Source organism: Metabacillus litoralis (genome assembly GCF_003667825.1).
Taxonomy (GTDB): Bacteria; Bacillota; Bacilli; order Bacillales; family Bacillaceae; genus Metabacillus; species Metabacillus litoralis_B.
The window spans coordinates 2,651,629-2,672,915 of the sequence record NZ_CP033043.1; the positions used below are offsets into that span (position 1 = coordinate 2,651,629).

General features: G+C 36.5%; 23 protein-coding genes and 1 other annotated feature. Of the genes, 2 read left to right on the forward strand and 21 right to left on the reverse strand.

The window, feature by feature from the left end:
• Positions 1-24: 24 nt before the first annotated feature.
• The 10 genes from queA to nadB all read right to left on the reverse strand — a co-directional run bounded on the left by queA (position 25) and on the right by nadB (position 9,974).
• Positions 25-1,053 carry a tRNA preQ1(34) S-adenosylmethionine ribosyltransferase-isomerase QueA gene (gene queA, locus D9842_RS13260; RefSeq protein ID WP_121662953.1) on the reverse strand — a complete coding sequence of 343 codons (1,029 nt, stop codon included), beginning with the start codon at positions 1,051-1,053 and terminating at the stop codon, positions 25-27.
• A gap of 51 nt (positions 1,054-1,104) precedes the next feature.
• Positions 1,105-1,305: a DUF2905 domain-containing protein gene (locus tag D9842_RS13265; RefSeq protein ID WP_121662954.1), complete on the reverse strand. Its 201-nt coding sequence runs from the start codon at positions 1,303-1,305 to the stop codon at positions 1,105-1,107.
• Positions 1,298-2,302, reverse strand: a complete 1,005-nt coding sequence (gene ruvB / locus D9842_RS13270) for a Holliday junction branch migration DNA helicase RuvB (protein ID WP_121662955.1) — start codon at positions 2,300-2,302, stop codon at positions 1,298-1,300. Before ruvB ends, D9842_RS13265 begins: the two co-directional genes overlap by 8 nt.
• Before the next feature lie 9 nt (positions 2,303-2,311).
• Positions 2,312-2,920: a Holliday junction branch migration protein RuvA gene (gene ruvA, locus D9842_RS13275; protein ID WP_121662956.1), complete on the reverse strand. Its 609-nt coding sequence runs from the start codon at positions 2,918-2,920 to the stop codon at positions 2,312-2,314.
• A 224-nt stretch (positions 2,921-3,144) separates the two neighbouring features.
• Positions 3,145-3,672, reverse strand: coding sequence for an intercompartmental signaling factor BofC (locus D9842_RS13280; protein ID WP_098798766.1), 528 nt, complete (start codon positions 3,670-3,672; stop codon positions 3,145-3,147).
• Positions 3,673-3,796: 124 nt separating this feature from the next.
• Positions 3,797-4,510, reverse strand: coding sequence for a YhcN/YlaJ family sporulation lipoprotein (locus D9842_RS13285; protein ID WP_162987426.1), 714 nt, complete (start codon positions 4,508-4,510; stop codon positions 3,797-3,799).
• 186 nt (positions 4,511-4,696) lie between these two features.
• Positions 4,697-6,130 (reverse strand): SafA/ExsA family spore coat assembly protein, encoded by a 1,434-nt coding sequence (gene safA, locus D9842_RS13290; protein ID WP_121662958.1) that lies wholly within the window; start codon positions 6,128-6,130, stop codon positions 4,697-4,699.
• A gap of 332 nt (positions 6,131-6,462) precedes the next feature.
• Complete coding sequence (gene nadA, locus D9842_RS13295) at positions 6,463-7,575, reverse strand: quinolinate synthase NadA (RefSeq protein WP_121662959.1); 1,113 nt, start codon at positions 7,573-7,575, stop codon at positions 6,463-6,465.
• A 12-nt stretch (positions 7,576-7,587) separates the two neighbouring features.
• Positions 7,588-8,418: a carboxylating nicotinate-nucleotide diphosphorylase gene (gene nadC / locus D9842_RS13300; protein ID WP_121662960.1), complete on the reverse strand. Its 831-nt coding sequence runs from the start codon at positions 8,416-8,418 to the stop codon at positions 7,588-7,590.
• A 2-nt stretch (positions 8,419-8,420) separates the two neighbouring features.
• A complete protein-coding gene (gene nadB / locus D9842_RS13305) occupies positions 8,421-9,974 on the reverse strand; it encodes an L-aspartate oxidase (RefSeq protein WP_121662961.1) in 1,554 nt (517 codons plus the stop codon).
• A 117-nt stretch (positions 9,975-10,091) separates the two neighbouring features.
• On the opposite strand from nadB, the gene D9842_RS13310 reads away from it, so the two are divergent.
• Positions 10,092-11,219, forward strand: a complete 1,128-nt coding sequence (locus D9842_RS13310; RefSeq protein ID WP_121662962.1) for an IscS subfamily cysteine desulfurase — start codon at positions 10,092-10,094, stop codon at positions 11,217-11,219.
• Between the two features lie 60 nt (positions 11,220-11,279).
• Complete coding sequence (locus D9842_RS13315) at positions 11,280-11,825, forward strand: transcription repressor NadR (protein WP_121662963.1); 546 nt, start codon at positions 11,280-11,282, stop codon at positions 11,823-11,825.
• Positions 11,826-12,284: 459 nt separating this feature from the next.
• Here the strand turns inward: D9842_RS13315 and pheA are convergent, their stop codons facing one another.
• The 11 genes from pheA to minD form a co-directional block, all read right to left on the reverse strand.
• The gene (gene pheA / locus D9842_RS13320) at positions 12,285-13,166 is read right to left on the reverse strand and encodes a prephenate dehydratase (RefSeq protein ID WP_121665066.1); all 882 of its coding nucleotides are present in this window, start codon (positions 13,164-13,166) and stop codon (positions 12,285-12,287) included.
• Positions 13,167-13,187: 21 nt separating this feature from the next.
• Positions 13,188-13,631, reverse strand: a complete 444-nt coding sequence (locus D9842_RS13325; RefSeq protein ID WP_098798757.1) for an ACT domain-containing protein — start codon at positions 13,629-13,631, stop codon at positions 13,188-13,190.
• Positions 13,632-13,811: 180 nt separating this feature from the next.
• Positions 13,812-15,095, reverse strand: a complete 1,284-nt coding sequence (obgE, locus tag D9842_RS13330) for a GTPase ObgE (protein ID WP_121662964.1) — start codon at positions 15,093-15,095, stop codon at positions 13,812-13,814.
• A gap of 79 nt (positions 15,096-15,174) precedes the next feature.
• Entirely contained in the window at positions 15,175-15,726 is a 552-nt protein-coding gene (locus D9842_RS13335; RefSeq protein ID WP_121662965.1) for a sporulation initiation phosphotransferase B, read from the reverse strand.
• Positions 15,727-16,028: 302 nt separating this feature from the next.
• Positions 16,029-16,319, reverse strand: coding sequence for a 50S ribosomal protein L27 (gene rpmA, locus D9842_RS13340; RefSeq protein WP_026558613.1), 291 nt, complete (start codon positions 16,317-16,319; stop codon positions 16,029-16,031).
• Positions 16,320-16,336: 17 nt separating this feature from the next.
• Positions 16,337-16,669 carry a ribosomal-processing cysteine protease Prp gene (locus D9842_RS13345; RefSeq protein ID WP_098798750.1) on the reverse strand — a complete coding sequence of 111 codons (333 nt, stop codon included), beginning with the start codon at positions 16,667-16,669 and terminating at the stop codon, positions 16,337-16,339.
• Positions 16,670-16,680: 11 nt separating this feature from the next.
• Positions 16,681-16,989, reverse strand: a complete 309-nt coding sequence (gene rplU, locus D9842_RS13350) for a 50S ribosomal protein L21 (RefSeq protein WP_121662966.1) — start codon at positions 16,987-16,989, stop codon at positions 16,681-16,683.
• Between the two features lie 12 nt (positions 16,990-17,001).
• Positions 17,002-17,079 (reverse strand) — a sequence feature (ribosomal protein L21 leader region).
• Between the two features lie 64 nt (positions 17,080-17,143).
• Positions 17,144-18,619: an Rne/Rng family ribonuclease gene (locus tag D9842_RS13355; RefSeq protein WP_162987427.1), complete on the reverse strand. Its 1,476-nt coding sequence runs from the start codon at positions 18,617-18,619 to the stop codon at positions 17,144-17,146.
• Positions 18,620-18,689: 70 nt separating this feature from the next.
• The gene (locus D9842_RS13360; RefSeq protein ID WP_121662968.1) at positions 18,690-19,556 is read right to left on the reverse strand and encodes a M50 family metallopeptidase; all 867 of its coding nucleotides are present in this window, start codon (positions 19,554-19,556) and stop codon (positions 18,690-18,692) included.
• Entirely contained in the window at positions 19,549-20,340 is a 792-nt protein-coding gene (locus tag D9842_RS13365; RefSeq protein WP_121662969.1) for a M23 family metallopeptidase, read from the reverse strand. Before D9842_RS13365 ends, D9842_RS13360 begins: the two co-directional genes overlap by 8 nt.
• A gap of 141 nt (positions 20,341-20,481) precedes the next feature.
• Positions 20,482-21,285 carry a septum site-determining protein MinD gene (minD, locus tag D9842_RS13370; protein WP_098798742.1) on the reverse strand — a complete coding sequence of 268 codons (804 nt, stop codon included), beginning with the start codon at positions 21,283-21,285 and terminating at the stop codon, positions 20,482-20,484.
• Between the last annotated feature and the right edge of the window lie 2 nt (positions 21,286-21,287).

A 21,287-nucleotide genomic window follows, 5' to 3' on the forward strand; every position in this document is an offset into this window, starting at 1 on the left:
TGTCCTTTGAGTAAAGGGACAATATTAGATAATCAGCATAGCATCTCCAAAGCTGAAAAATCGATATTTTTCCTTTACAGCAGTCTCATATGCATGCATAACATGGTCTCGTGTTGCTAACGCACTAACAAGCATAATTAATGAAGATTTCGGCAGGTGGAAATTTGTAATCATGCCATCAATCCCTTTAAACTCGTAGCCAGGATAAATAAATATATTTGTCCAACCATTTTCACTAGCAAACTTGCCATTGTGTTTAGAAGCGATGGTCTCAAGTGTTCTAGTTGAAGTCGTACCAACAGAGATAATTCTTCCGCCATTTGAGCGAACTTCATTTAAAAGAGCAGCCGTTCCATCTGTTACTTGATAAAATTCAGCATGCATTTCATGCTCTTCTACTGTTTCAGCACTAACGGGACGGAAAGTTCCTAACCCTACATGCAAAGTGATAAACGCAATATGCACACCTTTATTTTTGAGCTCATCAAGAATCTCCTCAGTAAAATGCAAGCCTGCTGTTGGAGCAGCTGCAGAGCCGATTTCTCGTGAAAAAACAGTTTGATATCTTTCGCGGTCATCGAGTTGCTCTTTAATATATGGTGGTAATGGCATTTCGCCAAGCGCATCTAAAACTTCGTAAAAAATTCCTTCATAGTCAAATCGTAACAAACGACCACCATGTTCACTTGATCCAACACAGGTTGCTTTTAAATTTCCTGCTCCAAATGTGATAACTGTTCCTTCTTTCACTCTTTTTGCAGGCTTTACTAGCGTTTCCCATACATCATCTTCTTGTTGCTTTAACAACAGAATTTCGATACTTGCTCCTGTATCCTCCTTAACTCCAAAAAGTCGGGCTGGCATGACTCTTGTGTTGTTAAGAACAAGACAATCACCTGGATTAATATAATTAACAATAGACTTAAATGTTTCATGTTGAATGTCTCCGGTCTCTTTTTGGAGAACCATTAATCTTGACGCATCTCTTTCTTTTAATGGTACTTGTGCAATTAATTCTTCAGGAAGATAAAAATCAAATAATTCTACTTTCAATACATTCACCTAATTTCTAATCGATCTTCTTACATATTTTAAATCTACTTATTACTTAAATCGTCCAAGAAACGAAAAAACTAAGGAAAGGACAATACTGATAACAATACAGGTTACAATCGGGAAAAATACGGTTGTATTTCCTTTTTTAAACACAATATCTCCTGGTAGTTTTCCTATAAACTGCATAAAAAATCCGACTATAAGAAGGATTCCACCTATGATCATTATAACTTTAGGAAAATCAATCATGATGAGGAGCCTCCATTTTAAAATGTTGGTAAACAAGGTCGGTTACAATTCTTCCTCTTGGTGTTCGTTGAAGAAACCCTATTTGTAATAAGTATGGTTCATAAACATCCTCGATTGTATGTGATTCTTCTCCTATTGTTGCCGAAATTGTATCAATACCAACCGGACCACCACGAAATTTTTCAATAATACCAAGCAAAAGCTTGTGATCAATATGATCAAGACCTAATTTATCAACTTGCAATCTCTCAAGAGCGTCTGTAGCCAATTCATTCGTAATCGTTTCTACTCCTGTTACTTGAGCAAAGTCTCGAACCCTTCTTAACAAACGATTTGCAATCCTCGGCGTTCCTCTTGATCTTCTTGCCATTTCAACTGCAGCATCGTAATCTAACCCTATTTCTAGTATTTCCGCTGTTCTCTCAATGATGTGGGCAAGCTGTTTTTCATTATAATATTCTAGTCGACTTAATACACCAAATCGGTCGCGAAGAGGTGCTGTTAATAAACCAACCCTTGTTGTTGCTCCAATGAGAGTAAACGGAGGAAGATCTAATCGTACTGATCGAGCAGTCGATCCTTTTCCAATCACAATATCTAGGCAAAAGTCCTCCATTGCAGGATACAACACTTCTTCGATTGATCGATGTAAACGATGAATTTCATCGATAAATAGAACATCTCCAGGTTCCAAAGCCGTTAAAATAGCAGCTAAATCTCCAGGTCTTTCTATCGCTGGACCTGATGTGGTACGAATATTAACACCCATTTCATTGGCAATAATTGTTGCCAATGTGGTTTTTCCTAATCCAGGAGGTCCATATAACAAAACATGATCAAGAGTTTCGCTTCGCATTTTAGCAGCTTCTATAAATACTTTTAAGTTTTCTTTTACCTTATCCTGTCCGATATATTGACTCAGTGTTTGAGGTCTTAAACTCTGTTCAAGAGATGATTCTTGTAAGTCTGCTTCACTTGAAACAAGACGTTCGTCCATGTTATCACCTTACTTTAATAGCTTTTGCAAAGCTTTTTTTACATACTGATCAGTTGATAGATTTTCTTCTTGTAGAGAAGGGGTAATCTTTTTAATTTCCCGTTCTGCATACCCTAAGACTTTTAATGCCTCAATAGCTTCATTTAAGGCATGATTTGCTGTTTCAGTTTGCTCTACCTCTTCATGGTTGAACAGATCTGGTGCATACAGAGCTGCTACATCTCCTAATTTACCTTTTAAATCCAAGATTATTTGACGTGCAGTTTTCTTCCCAACACCTGGGAATTTCACTAAAAATGTATCATTTTCATTTTCAATCGCTTCTATTACCTGTGAAGGATTACCTGATGCAAGTATCGCTAAAGCACCTTTTGGCCCAATTCCCGTCACATTTAAGAGCTTCATAAATAACGCCTTTTCTTCCCTTGATGGAAATCCGTATAAAGCTAATATATCTTCTCTCACATGTTGATATGTATAAACAACAACTTCCTCTTTACGGCTTTTCGTATAGCTGTAAGGATTCGGGGCATGAATTTGATATCCTAATCCATGATGATCAATAACAATGTGCTCAGGGGTTATATCATCAACAAACCCTTTAATAAACTCAATCATTTCTTCACCTCATTATGACTGTACCTCATTGTATCAAAAAACGTTTCTATTCAGAAGTCATTTTCACTCAATCTCTCAAAAGGGGTACAATTGTTCTCATCATTCTATCTTATCATTTATTATAAGATGTTTGTACGTATTTCTTATTTTAAGAAAAGTTTTACTTTTTTCCTTATTAGAAAAAGAGCTAACCTAAGAGAAACTCTTTAGATTAGCTCTAATTTTTATTGTTTTTCGGTTTTTGAATAATACTGAAGGTTTTGTAAGACTTCTAGATATTGATCTTTAGATTGAATACGAATTCCCTCTTTAAGTTCATCATGTTTTCGACTCTCTAATTTCTCAACATCTAACTGAAAAAATGATTGAATGACTTCATTTGTTTTTGGCTTTCCATTAAAGATCGTTAATGTGCCATCACCAGCAATACCAAAATAGCCATTTGTCTTTAATAACGGAGAGATATCATCAATATTTTTTTGAAAGACAACTCTATCCTCTTCTTGATTTAGCAATTGCCAATCCTTATACTCGGCCCAAAAATCTTTCATTGATAAGATGGTTTCCTTTGTAACTTCCTCACTGATTTCTCCATCTAAGTATTTTCTTTTCAATATAACCTTTACTGTTAAAGGCTCCTGTACACTATGTTCTTCAGCGTGAATAGGCTGTTGATTTACATTTAAAAGACTGATAAACAACATAACTCCTACAAAACTACAAATGGTAAGGATGCGGCTTCGATGAAACATTCTCACCTATCTCACCTCGCTAATGATTATTAAATCATTTTATATTGTGACCATTTATAGAAGTTTTAACCAAAAAATTTTCACCCCCGAAAAAATTTAAAAAACAAGGAGCAAAGCTCCTTGTTTAACGGTTATTATTAAAAGGGCGTTGAACCGCATCTCCTAGGTCATTCAATAATTCATTAACATCTGTATCAATGACATCTCTGTCTACAGCATTTTGAATATCGTTATCAATATTTCGAATGCGTGTAAACGTTCCGTCATCTGTGTAAACTTGAATATTGCGTCCCTCTGACATTTTTTGAAGCTCTTTTGTTACCTTTTGCTTCATATCTTTGTCATTTCGATCATTCGTATCAATCGCAACAAGCACATTGTCATCTGTAACAATGACTCGCGCATCCTCAACGTTGTCCATTTTTTCAACGGAGTTTTTCACTTTTTGAGCAATTTCACCATCACCACGGTTATAATATCCCACTTCATTTAAATGGCGGTGATAATTCGCATCTCCATGACTATAGCGGTTGTCACGAACAAGACCGTTATCATTATTACCTAGCGGGACAGTTGGATTGCTCATATTACGGTTATCATACCGATTGTTAACTCGTTGAAAATAATTACGATTATTTTCGCCATTCATTCCATCCATCATTTCAGTAACAGGACCTTCGTTATCTGCACCGTTACCTTCATTTGTATAGTATCCCATAGGCTGAGCTTGATTATTGTTATTGTTTTCTAAGGCACCTTGATCTCCATTACAAGCTGTTAAACCCGTTGTTAACAGTGCAATTGCTGTTAAAGCAGTAGCTTTTTTACCTTTTGTCAAATCAATAACCTCCCCAAGATACTATCTGAGCATGATGATCGCTCATGTATTATCTTGTACAAGCAAGGGAAAATAAGTCTGTTAGTTAAAGGTAACAAATTAAAAATATGGTGCTGACTTTAGAAAATAACTTGTACTTATTGAAAGAAAAAAGCAAGGGTGCTTTCACCCTTGCTTTTAAGCAAATTAATCTTCTTCCTCTTCATCACGTTCATCATAATTAGGCATTCCAAACATTTGACCACCTGGAACTGGTTGCGCTGGATTGTATCCATAAGGACCTGCACCATATGGGGCATAACCTGGTTGAGCCATAAATGGCTGTTGATATGGCTGTTGATATAGCTGTTGATACGGCTGCTGAGCTGGAAAACCGCCATATGGTTGGGCCATAGGGTATCCGCCATATTGATATGGATTCGCGTATGGCGTCGGACCACCGCAACCACAATCATTTTGGTCATATGCTGGTGCTACTGCCTGTGGATATGGCATATTTGGCATTTGTGGTTGGTCATAATCATAATCATCTGGCATTTCATCATAAGCACCCATAACCTGATTAGGATATCCTGTAAAGCCAGGTCCAGGCATAACTGGTGAAACTGGTACCCCTGCATATGGATTCACCGGAAAGTTAGGTGCATATTGTGCAGGTGCTGCTGCTTGCGGGTATGGCATATTTGGCATATGTCCTTGATTTTCATAATCATAATCATCATCTTCATCATATTCCTCAGGACTTACTGCTGTTGGATAGGGTTGGTTTGGCATCATTCCCGGTCCATATCCATATGGCATTTGCATTGGATAGTATGGAGCAGGTGGACAAAGCCCTGATCCTGGTAAGACTGGTGAAACAGGTACCATATACTGTGGTGAAACATATTGCGGCTGATACATTGCCGGCTGGTTATAAGCAGGCATCTGCATTTGTGGCATATTAGGGACATTCGGGACATTTGCCATATTAGCTAAATTCGGCATGTTTGGAACATTCGGCATATTGGCCATATCTTTTAAATCCTCCTTATCTTCTGTTTCTTCTGGTAAGTAAAATGGCTCTAGTTTTTCTTCTGCGTCTACTTTTGTCATATCAGGTAAGACATTTGCCGGTTTTGGTGGAAGTTGTGGATTTGCCATGTTTGGCATCATTGCCATATTCACCGTATAATAATTATTCACATCCATGCCAGTATATACCGGATGTTGTGCATTTGGTACAGGCGGTATATAAGGTTTTGATGGTTTTTCTGATAAAGGCTCTTTTGGCATAGTGTCTTCAACATCTACAACTGCCTTAGGCTTTTCTTTTGCAAATGGGTGCTCAGCCTTAGGCATTTGCTTCTGGATAGGTGCCTCCTCTTGAATTGGTGCAGTTTGCTGTATAGGAGCCTCTTTTTTTATTGGCGCTGTTTGCTGTATAGGTGCTTCCTTCTTAATTGGTGCTTCCTTTTTTACAGCCACATTACCAGAAGGTACTTTGATCTTCATCCCAGGCATGATAAGATCTGGATTACTTAATTGTGTATTCATTCCTTTTAACTCTTCAAAATCAACTCCGTATTTTTTTGCAATTTTCCAAAGAGTGTCGCCTTTTTGTACAATATGAATTTTCAATGCTTTCCCTCCTAAGCCTAAAAGTAAATCTAAGTCAACTTCTTCGATGAATGAATGAACATAATGATGTTCGATAAAATGAAGAAATCATTATGTTGCTTGAGCAAGTTATAAAGAATTCAGATAATGCCATTAATCTTCATAACAATTTATGAGTAAGAAATGGCGAATATGAATAAAATGATAATAAAAGTGGATAAACCTATGGAAACAGACCTTGTTACAATACTATGATTCGGTTTTGAAAATTATTAGAGTTTTTTTAAAAAGTATTAAGTTATCCCATTAAAATAAAAAAAGAACCGACCAAGTCGATTCCTTTTAGGTGTATTTTATACATTTGCAAGCATACGGTCTAATGCTAATACAGCATCTTTTGTAATGTGTTCTGGTACAACAATTTGGTTAGAGATTTCTTCTTTTTCAAGTCCTTCTAAGGACCAGAGAAGATGAGGCAAGTCAATTCGGTTCATTGTTAAACACGGGCACATAAACGGATTTAATGAAACAATCTTTTTATCAGAATGATTTTGGATGAGTCGATTTACAAGGTTCATTTCTGTTCCAATTGCCCACTTTGTTCCTGGTTCAGCTGCCTCGATCATATCAATAATATATTTAGTAGAACCGGCGTAATCAGATAAGCCGACAACCTCACGACTGCATTCAGGGTGAACAATGATATTCATATCAGGTTCCGTTTTTCGGATATGTTCAATATTCTTTACTGTAAAATTCTCATGAACGGAACAATGCCCCTTCCAAAGAATGACAACAATTTCTTCTACATTATTACCATCATACTCCAGCTCATTCGTAATCGGATTCCAGATTGCCATTTTGTCTAAAGGCACCCCTAAGTCATAAGCTGTATTTCTTCCTAAATGCTGATCCGGTAAAAATAATATCCGTTGTTTTTGAGTAAATGCCCATTCTAGCATTTTTTTTGCATTGGATGATGTTACCGTTGCTCCACCATTTTTACCAACAAATGCTTTAATAGCAGCAGTCGAGTTAACATAAGTTAGTGGAAGAATTGTATCTCCAAAAACAATTTGCAGCTTTTCCCACGCACGATCCGTTTGATCGATATCTGCCATATCAGCCATTGAACACCCGGCTCTCATATCCGGTAGGATCACTTTTTGATTTTCTGATGTTAACATATCTGCTGTTTCAGCCATAAAATGAACACCGCAAAAGACAATATACTCAGCCTCTTTATTTAATGCTGCTGCTTGCGCTAATTGCAGAGAATCACCAGTAACATCAGAGAATTGAACAACTTCATCTTTCTGATAATGATGTCCAGGTATATAGAGCTTTGAACCGAATTTCTCTTTAATTTCCTTTACTCTTCTTTCCATTTCTGCCGTTGTTAAATTTTTGTAGGATTCCGGCATCATTTCTTTCTTTTCATGTTCAAGGATATCTAACAGTTCCATTGATGTTCCCCCCTATTTTACATTTAAGCTTATATCTAATGATTTGTATGAGTGTGTGAGCATTCCTAAGGAAATATAGTCAACATTCGTATGACGATAATCCGCTAAATTGTGTAAGCCAATTCCACCAGAAGCTTCGCTGATAATATGCTTTGGTGTTATTTCTGCAAACCTTGCCACCTCTTCTGGTGAACGGTTATCAAACATAATAACATCCGCACCTGAATCAATTGCTTCTAGTAACTGCTCCTCTGTTTCAATTTCCACTTCAACCTTTACCATATGACCCGTACTTTCTCTTACTTTATTTACAGCATTTGTAATGGAGCCAGAAAAGGCGATATGATTATCTTTAATCATCACTCCATCATACAATCCAAAACGATGATTAAATCCGCCACCACAACGAACAGCGTATTTTTCAAACATTCTTAAACCAGGCGATGTTTTTCTCGTATCACAAATTCTTGTCGTATTTGATCCAAGTAAGTGAACAGCTTTATTTGTTAATGTTGCAATTCCACTCATGCGTTGAAGCAGATTTAAGATGACACGTTCTCCGCTTAAAATAACGGCAACCGGTCCTTCAATTTCTGCAATAATGTCTCCTTTTTGAAGAAGATCACCATCTTGTTTTTTAAGATTTACTTTTATATCTGATTGAAATAAAGAATAGCCAATTTCAATCACGTTAGCACCTGCAAATACTCCTTCTTCCTTTGCAAGAATAACGGCCTCTCCTCTAGACTTCTCACCGAAGATGGTCTGACTTGATATATCTAATTCACCTAGGTCTTCTAAGAAAAACTCTTCCAACTTTTTCTTTAGTTTTATGACATTCATTTTTATACCCCCACAACCATTTCATTCTTTGATCGAAAAACTTGTTTTCGATGCCATTTTTCTACTTGATTTGGATAATCTAAACGATAATGACCGCCTCTACTCTCAGTCCTGCTAAGAGAAGAAGTAGTAATCAACCAACCAACTGTCAGCATATTTGTTCTTTCTATTTCATCTATTGTGAAATCCTTCACATTAATATCCCAAAAAGAGACCTGATCCTGATAAGATTCAAACCATTGCTTAGCGATAAGAAGCTCTTCCTCTGTTCTTTGAATTCCAACATATTTTGTCATGATTTCTTGAATTTCGTGTTTAGTCGGAAGTTTTTTGTTGTCATAATGACTTATTTCATTTGAGTGAAGACTGAAATTCGTTGTACTTTGATGTTCAAAAGGCTGTGATAAAAGATAAGTTGCCAATCTTTGACCGAATACAAGCCCTTCTAATAAGGAGTTGCTCGCTAACCGGTTGGCACCGTGTACACCTGTACATGCCGCTTCTCCAATAGCATATAAATTCTTAATACTTGTCTCCCCTTTATCATTTGTAACGATACCACCCATCAAAAAATGCATGCCAGGCGCTACGGGGATTTTTCCAGATTCAAGTTTTACTCCATATTGTCTGCAAAGTGCAGAAATCGTGGGAAATCTTAAAGAAAAGTTCTCGATCATAGAGATATCTAGAAAAACACGATTTCCTTTTCTCATTTCATAGAAAATGGCTCTTGAAACAATATCTCTTGAGGCCAAGTCAGCTTGAGGATGCAATTTCCTCATAAATGCTTCGTCATTTTGATTAATTAAAATGGCTCCTTCTCCTCGAACAGCCTCAGAAATAAGACCAACACACTTTCCATCTATATGAAGCATCGTAGGGTGAAATTGAATAAATTCCATATCAGCGATGTTTGCTCCTGCTCTATATGCCATTGCAATTCCATCACCTGTGATTACATCAGCATTTGAGGTATGGCCATAAACAGCTCCACAGCCACCACTTGCAATAATTGTTTTACTTGCTAGGTATTGCTGACATTCCCCTTTGTCGTTCTTTGTATAAACACCAACACATTTTCCATTGTCAATCACTAGCTCGATCGCCATTTCATTTTCAATCATAGAAACATATTTCTTCGTCTTCTGATACAAGAAAGTAGTCAACTCTTTTCCAGTTGCATCTCCACCAGCATGAATAATTCGATTCCTACTATGAGCCCCTTCTTTACCAAGCAATAATTGTCCGTATGAATCAGTATCAAAATTCATTCCATTTTGAATTAATTTCTGGATTTCAGAAGGACCATCTTGTACAAGGTACTCAACATTCTGCACATGATTATGATCACAGCCAGCAGCCAAAGTATCTTCATAATGAAGCTTCCAAGTATCTTTTGAATCTACAGCAGCAGCGACTCCACCTTGTGCAAGCATTGAATTACTTGCTGACCATGAAGACTTTGTAATGATTGTGACATTCAGGTAACGAAGATGATACGCAGCAGAAAGTGCCGCAAGTCCACTACCGATAATAATAACATCTGTTTGAGGCATAACACCCCTCCTGTAATTTACACCTGTCTTGACACCTATATTTACATAAATTTAAAATAATGACAAGAGTTTTTATTTCGATCTTTGTAAGATTATTAGAGTAATAGGAGGGATACCGTGATTTACCTTGACTATGCAGCAACAACACCAATGAGTGACAATGCTCTTCACATATATACTAAAGCCGCAAAAAATGCTTTTGGAAACAGCAGCAGCTTACATGATATTGGGGAAATTTCAGCAAAAACACTACATGCCTCTAGAAAAATCATTGGAGATTCTATTGGGGGAAGTGAAAAAGGCGTTTATTTTACAAGCGGAGGTAGTGAAGCAAATATAATTGCAATTCAATCTTTATTAAATGGCTTAGATTCTAACAAAAAACATTTGATTACCACTGTAATGGAGCATTCTTCTCTTTTTACTTTTTTCAAAAGATTAGAATCTGAAGGGTTTGAAGTAACTTTCTTATCTCCTGATCAATATGGGAACATTTCATTATCTTCAGTAAAAAAGGCAATAAAGAGTGATACAGGACTTGTCTCCATTCAACACGGTAATTCAGAGATTGGAAGCATACAGCCTATTGAAGAAATTGGACTATTTTTAAAAGAAATGGGAATTATTTTTCATAGTGATTGTGTTCAAACATTTGGAAAAATACCTCTGAATGTCACCAATATTGATGCAATATCGATTTCAGGTCATAAAATTTATGGACCTAAAGGAATTGGGGCAGCATATATAAATCCATCTATTCATTGGCACCCAGTCATAGAAGGTACAACACATGAATCCGGGTTTCGTCCTGGAACAGTCGATGTCCCGGCCGTTGCAGCATTTGCAACAGCTGCTAATGATATAATGACTAACAGAAAAGACTTCTACAATCACTATCAAAGGTTGAAAAATTTGTTTTTTGACTTACTTCAACCTTATAACGAAAAAATAACTGTATTAAACTGGGACGACAAGTTTCACTCTCTGCCAAACATACTGCCTATTATGGTGAAGGGAATCGAGGGACAATACGTCATGCTCGAATGTAATCGGTTTGGCTTTGCTGTATCAACAGGAAGTGCATGTCAAGTCGGAATGCAGGCTCCCCCGAAATCTGTTGTTGCATTAGGATATAGCGACCAAGAAGCAAAGCAATTTATTAGGGCATCTTTCGGAAAGGATACAACTGAAGAACATATTAGACGTTTTACTGATGTTTTAATAAGAATTGTAGAAAATTTCTAAAAAACTTGATCGAATATAAAGAGCAATGGTTTACTAGTGTATAGAGTGTACTCTGGAGGAATGAAAATGAAAGATAAAATTTTAGGAGAAGAGCGAAGAAACCTATTATTAGATAGACTAATAAATGCCGAGGAGCCCATCACAGGTGGAGAGCTAGCAACCTTAGCGAATGTAAGCAGACAAGTTATTGTACAGGATATTTCGCTATTAAAAGCCAAAAACCATCCAATTATGGCAACAAGTCAAGGCTATGTTTATTTAAATAAAGAAACTAGTGAACAAAAGCTGCATGAACGTATTATTGCATGTAGTCATAATCCTGAACGAACAGAAGAGGAACTAACCATACTTGTGGACCACGGTGTTTTCATCAAAGATGTTATTGTTGAACATCCTGTTTACGGTGACTTAACAGCATCTATTATGGTTGGAAACCGAAATGATGTAAAAGAGTTTATGAAAAAAATCAATCAGCATAATGCAGCTTATTTATCACAATTAACAGAAGGTCTACACCTTCATACATTGCAAGCCGATACAAGCGAAAAACTAGATTTAGCTTGTGAAGAGTTAAATAAGGCTGGATTTTTAATAAAAGAATCATAAAAAGATGACCCAAAAGGTCACGGGTTCTGTTTTGAAGTACAATATACGAATTAACATTGCATTTCGTATAGTAATTCGTGCTAGGCTTAAAAACAATTTGGCAAGTAAATCAGCAAACAAAATGCTTGGAGACATATATGCTCCAAGCATTTTTTATACCAAGATAAGCCAGATTAAGTGATTTCTAAAACCTTCAAGAATCAACAGGAAGTAAGCTACTAAATAAGCGGAGAAATTTCTCTTATTGAGGAACTAGCATGAAAAATAGAATAAATAGACGGAAAGATTCCGCCTATTTAATCGAAAAAGATGAAAATGGACCATTTTACTTTGCTTAATCGGAAAAACTCCGCTTATATCCCCCAAACCACGTTCCATTCTTCAATCTAACCGGAAAAACTCCGTTTATTTGAACCATCGGTTATTCAATTAAACCGATCCCGTTTCACAAAACCTTTCTTATTTTGCCTCTTTCTCTGCACCCTGCTTAATCATATAAGCATCATAAGTACCTAACAGCTTTACGCCGCAGCCAAGAGCTTCTAATTCTGAGATAGCTCCTGGTATTAAGACTTCATCTACTTTCATATCAATATCAATGATAAAAAAGTAGTTTCCTAAACCAGTTTTCATTGGTCTTGATTCAATTTTCGAAAGATTTAGCTTGCGCCAAGTAAACGCGGATAACACTTGATGCAATGCACCAGACTGATCAGATGGTAAGGTAACCATCAAAGTTGTTTTTTCCTTTTCCGACACCAATTTCGAACTTGGATACTTCCCATCAAGTGACGGATGAACAATGGCAAAACGAGTATGATTATAGTGATAATCATGAATATTAGGCTTAACAATTTCTAAACCATATTCCTCAGCTGCTAGCCTGTTTGCAATGGCTGCAACAAGTTCTTCGGGATGCTGACTCACATAGTAAGCTGCAGCTCCTGTTGAGGTAGCATAGTCATATGTAATGCCTTTAAACGTGTTATGCAAAAATTTATGACATTGAGCTATAGCATGGGAATGTGAATAAACACGAGTTACTTGCTCCCATTTCTCTTTATTAGCAGGATGAACCATAAAGTGTTGCTCAATTGGTGAAACAATTTCCCCTACTATATATAATGGTTGCTCATGGATTAAATAGTCTATCGTTAAATTTACTGATCCTTCAAGTGCATTTTCGGTAGGTACGACGGCAAAATCAATCTCCCCACCAGCCACTGCATCAATACATTGCGGTATTGTGGAGTAAGCTACTTGCTCAATGTCATCTCCAAAATATGATTGAACAGCTAAGTGGGTAAATGTTGCTTTCGGACCTAAAAAACCTACCTTTATTGCCAACTTCCATTCAACTCCTTATGCTCCTTGCCCTAAAATTTCAACCTTTTCAACAAACTCTAATCTTCTTAGCTTGGACATAAGCTGATTAATCTCTTCTGTCATCCCATTTGTATTAAGTGATAGCGTCACATTAGCACGACCTTGAATTGGAATCGTTTGATGTATCGTTAACACATTACAACCAGCATTTGCGACAACAGATAACAAATGAGAAAGTGTACCACTGCGATCTTCTAAGTGAAAAAAAAGGGTAATCAGTTTTTCTTTAACCATTGTGTGAAATGGAAACACGGCATCTCGATATTTATAAAAAGCGCTACGGCTCATATCAACACGCTGCACAGCTTCGGCTACAGAGTCTACCTTCCCTCTTTCTATTAACTTCTTTACCTCAAGTGTTTTTTTCATCGCTTCAGGTAATATATCCTCACGCACCAAATAAAAGGTATCGTCCTTCATGATTTCCCTCCCACTTTTTTCTCAATGTAGATAATTTATCACAATATTGGCTAAATTTCTTCCTTTTTCAGAAGAAAAACGAAATTTCCTTATAAATTGACCAAATATACGTATAGATCTTAATTAAGACATAAAAAAAGAGAGCTAACGTTCAGCTCCCTACTAGCTTAGTTTAATCCGCTATTCAACGAATTCAAATTCATAATCCAGTAATTTCACAATGTCTCCATCTTCTGCTCCACGTTCACGTAATGCTTCATCAACGCCCAAGCCACGAAGCTGTCGTGCAAATCGTCTCACAGACTCTTCTCGAGAGAAATCTGTCATTTTGAAGAGTTTTTCAATTTTCTCTCCTGTTAGAACATATGCCCCTTCACTGTCACGAGAAATGGCAAAATTCGGCTCTTCTTTCTTAAACTCATACACAACACGATTTTCTGTCTCTTCTTCTTCGTAAAGAGGAAATTCTGGAGCTTGTTCAATTGCATCTGCAACTGCGTATAATAATTCTCGGACACCTTCTCTAGTGATTGCCGAAATAGGGAAAATTTGTAGATCTTCTTCTAACTTTTCTTTAAATGATTGAAGATTTTCCTCAGAATCAGGCATGTCCATTTTATTGGCTACAATAATTTGCGGTCTTTCCGTTAAACGTAAGTTATATTCCTTTAACTCCGCATTAATCGTTAAATAGTCTTCATAAGGATCTCTTCCCTCTAACCCGGACATATCAATCACATGAACAATTACACGCGTTCTTTCAATATGTCTAAGGAACTGATGACCTAAACCAACACCCTCATGAGCTCCTTCAATCAATCCGGGAAGATCGGCCATAACGAAGCTTCTTCCATCTTCAGTTTCGACCATTCCTAAATTTGGAACGAGTGTTGTAAAGTGATATTCAGCAATTTTAGGTTTTGCAGATGATACAACGGATAATAATGTAGATTTACCTACACTTGGAAAGCCTACTAATCCAACATCAGCTAATACCTTTAATTCTAAAATAACATTTCGCTCAATACCTGGTTCACCATTTTCTGAAAGCTCTGGAGCGGGGTTTGCAGGAGTTGCAAATCGACTATTCCCTCTACCACCACGGCCACCTTTTGCAATAACCGCTTGTTGTCCATGTTCAGTTAAATCAGCAATAACTTGTCCTGTTTCTTCATCTGTCACAACAGTCCCTGGTGGAACTTTTACAATCATTGGTGAAGAATTTTTCCCATGTTGATTTTTTGACATGCCATGTTCTCCACGAGGTGCCTTAAAGTGACGTTTGTATCTAAAGTCCATTAACGTTCGTAGACCTTCTTCTACTTCAAAAACAACGTCAGCTCCGTTGCCGCCATCACCACCAGCAGGACCTCCCTTTGGTACATACTTCTCGCGACGAAAGGCAACCATTCCGTTTCCACCGTCGCCACCTTTTACATAAACCTTGACCTGATCGACAAACATTTGTCTTCCTCCGTTCTACATACCTATACATAAAGTAAGCTATATTCAGCTTACTATTTAAGAAAATGAGTAATTTGAATCACCTGAGTGATAACGCTACCGTTATCTGGTATCTACTAATTTCCAGTTCATCTACCTGAATAGAATGATTCCCTGATCTTTTAAACCAATTCATTATTTGCTCTTTATCTTTTAGTATGCCTTCAAAATCAAAAAAGAAACGAATTCCTTCTTCATTTGAATGACCTGTATTCAAAGTAATACTTACATGATTTTCACCAGAATAATCAACGCTGTTATCTAGTATATCCAAAAATTCCTTACTCCATTTTGCAATTGGTTCATCATAGTGTGAAATGCTTTTTATATCACCTAAAACTTCATATTCTAATGTAAAATGATGACTAAACCAATTAAACGTCATGAGGTAACTTGCAAATAGAGGCATATTTAGATTACACAACTTTGATTCTTGCTGTGCTTCAATGACAATCTCTTCAATAATATCCTGAACACGATCATATTTTTGTAGTGACATATTCCCCTTAATTAACTGCAATTTATTCATCCAATCATGTCTGGAATGACTTAAAAGATCAATAATATTCATATCATTTTGATTGTTTTTCATACAATTTCTCCTACTATTTAATTAAAATCATTTTCATAAAGGAGTTATACTTATTTTTAGGCTGTATTAAAAATTATAACAAACATTGTATTAGAACTTAAGGAGTAATTTCTAATTTAAGAAGAATTGTATAAAATGAAGGTGAAAATTTGTGACGTGTTAGTAGAGTGAATAAAAATAGAGAGCTTATGTACAGTTCTAATTGTTGTTCTAAATCACTGTAGATTCAAGGGTATATTCAACATGAACATAACCATTTAATTAAAAAACTCTAACCTAGCCGGTTAGAGTTTTTCGTAAAATTAAGCTTCTTGAGCTACTGGATATACGCTAACTTTTTTACGGTCACGTCCGAAACGTTCGAACTTAACAACACCATCAACTTTTGCGAATAGTGTATCATCACCGCCACGGCCAACGTTTTCACCTGGGTAAATTTTTGTACCGCGTTGACGGTAAAGAATTGAACCACCAGAAACGAATTGACCATCTGCACGCTTAGCACCAAGACGTTTTGAGATAGAGTCACGACCGTTTTTAGTCGAACCTACCCCTTTCTTAGATGCGAAGAACTGAAGATCTAATCTTAACATGAAGTTTCACCTCCTGCTTAATGATGAGTTACCGAAATATATTGTCCATACTCTCTTTCAATTGTTTGTAATGAAACAACCATACCTTCTAATAACAATTGAACTTTATCACTTGTTGATGCATCGAGATTTTCAGGGATTTCTACTTTGAGATATCCACCTTCTCCTCCTTGATCAATTTGTGGTTCAATATTTGTTAAAGAGAGAACTGCATTAACAGCTCCGAAGGTAACAGCAGATGCTCCAGCGCAAACAATGTCCTTGCCGTATTCATCGAATTCAGCATGTCCAGATAAGATGAACGCTGTAATTAGTCCCTCATTTGAACGATAAATTTTGGCATTTATCATTTCAAATCGCCTTACGCGTTGATTTTTTCAATAACAACTTTTGTGTAAGGCTGACGGTGACCTTGCTTTTTACGGTAGTTTTTCTTAGCTTTGTATTTGAAAACAGTGATTTTCTTTTGACGACCTTGTTTTTCAACTTTAGCCGTTACAGAAGCACCACTTACAGTTGGGCTACCAACTTGAACGTTGTCTCCACCTACAAATAAAACTTTGTCAAACGTAACAGTCTCACCTTGGTCAGCAGCTAGTTTTTCAACGTAGATAGCTTGACCTTCTTCAACCTTGATTTGTTTACCACCAGTTTCGATAATTGCGTACATTCTCTGCACCTCCTATAGACTAAGACTCGCCAAAATCAGGTGAATGCATAGCATTACTTACAACCTTATTTTGAGCGGTTGTAGCACGGTGCGCTACAAGTCATAACATTAAACATATTATCAAAAACCTAAAGATTATGCAATAGATTTTTCTTTAAACTTTATTTTCCTTTGAATATGAACGAACCCTTTCCATTATTGAATGATAATCTCCAAACTGTTTTATCCGGTAGCTTGGGTTCGAGGTATGATACTCAGAACATATAATGTTAAATTTTAATATTCCCTCAAGTTTAATAAGATGTTCATTATTCTCACCGGCTAACAAGTGTATAACATCATTAGTTGCTTCAATCCACACAGCTTCCTCATCCATAAATTGATATTCCCATAGTTCCCTTTCAAGCTTAAAAGCTATAGCTTCTGCTGATGGTACTCGCCCTGTACCTTTGCAAAGCCTACATGGTTCGGTTATCGAAATATCGACAGGTTGTCGAACCTTTTTCCTTGTGATTTGTAAAATATTTAACTCGGTAAATCCTAAAACCTTATGCTGCACACGGTCTTGTTTCATTTGTTTCTTTAATGTTTCTTCAATATACTGTCGATCTTCCTTTTGCTTCATATCAATAAAGTCAATTAAAATAATCCCACTAAGATTACGAAGTCGAATTTGTTTTGCCGCCTCAATTGCAGCCAATTCGTTTGTTTTCAAAACGGTGTCACGCATCGATAATTTCCCGGAAAATTTTCCGGTATTTACGTCAATTATCGTCATGGCCTCTGTTTGTTCAATAATGATGTATGCACCGTTCTTTAACCAAACAATTTGTTTCAATAATTTCTCTATTTCCTGCTCAATTTTATAAAATGAGAATATTCCTTCCTTTTTATCATGATAAAGGATTGATGACTCGGGATATTCTGTTTTAAGGCTTTGCACACGTTCAAGTTGATCACTGATTAACGTGTCTTCCTTATTAATAGACATTTCATTCAAAAGACGATCAACAAAACTCCTTGCTTCATATACACATTGTGGCTTCGAAATAGCTGTCTTTTTCACTTGTTCAAACTTTTTCTTCAGACTATTATACTCTTCCTCTAGATCTTTCTTGGATTTCCCTTTACTTGCCGTACGCAAAAGAATCCCCTCTTGATTCTTACAAAATTCCTCTGTAAGAGCCAAAAGGCGATTTCTCTCTGCTTCATCTGCGATTTTTTTAGACACAGCTTTATAATTGCCATAGGGCATATACACTAAATGACTGCCACCAAATTCAATATTTGTTGTTAGTTTAGGTCCTTTTTGATCTGTTCCGCTTTTAACGACTTGTACAAGCAGTAGCTCACCTTCTCTAACATAATGTGAGATGGATGAGTTTGTAGAAGCTTCCGCAAGTTGAAAGCTCACCAAATCATTACGATGCAAATAGCCATTATGAGGTAATCCGATATCAACAAACGCAGCCTGCATACCTGGCAAAACCTTTTTAACTCGACCTGCAAAAATATTCCCTATAATTTCATCTTCTGAGGAATATGATTGATGAATTTCAACAAGTTGCTCTTCCTCAAGAACAGCACATCTTGTTTCTTTTGTTTTTTCATTTATGATTATCCTTCTCACAGTTATGAACTCTCTTTCTCTAACTAAATTCGAATGTTGATTTTACTATACCATAACATGGACAAGAGAATTAATAGGCATACACAAGATCACCAATTTTTGAATCTGTTAATTTATCAGCAAAATAAGCATGCAGTAACTCATTTTCGTCCATTTGAGAAATCTTCACGCCATCTCTTTCAACGATTATTAAGTGCTTACAGCCTCTTTGAAATTGAAGAAGCACATCATAAATGAACTCATTTTCTTCCACAACAATTGGCTTAATATGATTGATTGATGCCTGTTTTCCATAATATCTTTCCATTAAAAATCGTAGACAGCTATACATCCTGTTTTTATGTTCATGATACAAACTATAAATAAGGAAAGTAGTAATGATCCACATATTAAGATGTGTAGGTGAAAACAAAATCGTACTACTCACGTATAATCCTAAAAAAATAAGAGAAGAAATCATCATATGAAAGTGGGCTTTTTGATATGACCAAAAATTTGAGAATAAAATAAATAACAGCTTTCCGCCATCAAGGGGCCAGATTGGTAACAAATTAAAAAGGAGAATGGTCATATTATAAAACGAAAACAGTTGATAATCATCCGGGTTTACAAACCCGAAAAAAAACAAAAGAAAAGCTGCACCTTGAAGCCAAAGATGCTGGATAGGACCTGCAAGGACCACAATAAACTCTTCTTTTAATGAGCGATTACCATGTTCATCAACCTCGGCAACCCCTCCAAATGGGAGAAGCATAATATTTTTTATCCTCCAAGAAAAAAAATGAGCACTTATTGCATGGCCCATTTCATGTACAAAAATAATAATCATTAAAAAGAAGAGAGGTTTGAAATTTGCAGTGACGATACTAATGGCAATCATGACCCATAACAAAGGATGTATATGAATTTTTTGTAGAAGTGAAAGATATTTACTCAAATTGGATCACCTGAATTGGGTCTATAAATGCATCGCCCTTTTTTATCGCAAAATAATACGTTCCTTTTTGATTTTCAGAAAGTTTTATTTTACCTAACTCCTTACCTTTTTCAACATAATCATATAGTGCAACATCAACTTTATCTAAGTTTCCATACCATGACTTTGTGCCATCAGCATGCTGAAGAACAATCGTTAGCCCCGTTTGACCCTTTTCACCAGCTTCGATGATAATCCCTTCATTCATCGCTTCAACAGACGGTCGATTCGTTTCTACCATTATCCCTTGTCCATTGTCTTTAAAAGACTCTAACACCTTACCTGAGGCCGGTACAGCAAGTTGTACCATTTGAGTATCGTTCTCTGTCTCTGTTTTATTTTCGTCCTTTGGTTGAAATAAAGCTAGTGGTTCTCCAAATTGATCTTGATACCATTTGGATACAGCTGCAAATTGAAACTCTTCTTCAAGTGAATAATTGATTACCGATTTAGCTTGATCAAACATCGGTGCTCCATTTTTAAAGACAATAGCAGTGACCAGAACCAATATGGCTGAAAACAAAATCTTAAACATGAATACTTCTGTTCGAAAGAGTGGGTGTCCTCCGTTTGACTTACCAGGTTCCCCCTCATATGTAGGAGGAGAATAAATACCGCCATATCGCTCTTCATCACTTATAAATAATGAGGTACGGCTTGGTTCATGACTATTTCCATTTGATAAACCTTTTTCACGTTTCCGCTTTGCAATTCTTTTTCTTACTTCATCCGCTCGATGACTCATCCCCATCCATCCTTTTAGCAAGTTTGTACAAGTGTATGCCTTGTCCTGCCAGGATATGAACAAAAAATGACCGGTATCTAAAATCACCATTGTAATATGGTTAGAATTAGACACCAGTCATTTAATCTATAAATCTAGTATTTAAACTCGTACACCGAAGAATTTTTTTAGTTTAACAAACATCCCTTTATTTTGATCTTCTAAAGATTGTAATGGGACAGATTCTCCAAGAATTCGACGAGCAATATTTCTGTAGGCAATTGCTGCACGGTTATCCGGATTCATCGCAATCGGCTCTCCATTGTTAGATGCCTTAATAACATCATCATCATCAGCGACAATGCCGATTAAATCAATCGATAAATGTGTCACAATTTCATCTACATCAAGCATATCTCCATTTTTCACTAAATGGTTGCGAATACGATTAACAATAAGTTTAGGTGGTTCAATCTCTTCTTGCTCTAGTAACCCAATAATTCGGTCTGCATCACGAACAGCTGAAATTTCAGGTGTTGTAACAACAATTGCTTTATCCGCACCGGCCACCGCATTTTTATATCCTTGTTCGATGCCAGCAGGACAATCTATAACAATATAATCATAATCTTGTTTTAATTCATTAATTAGCTTTTTCATTTGTTCCGGTTTAACAGCCGTTTTATCACTTGTTTGCGCAGCAGGTAATAAATATAGTAAATCTTCAAAACGCTTGTCCTTTACAAGCGCCTGATGCATTTTACAACGACCTTCAACCACATCTACTAAATCATAAATAATTCGGTTCTCAAGCCCCATTACAACATCCAGGTTTCGAAGACCGATGTCTGTATCTACTAGACAAACTCGTTTGCCTAATATAGCTAAAGCTGTCCCAATATTTGCCGATGTCGTTGTTTTACCAACGCCACCTTTACCTGAGGTAATGACAATTGCTTCACCCATTG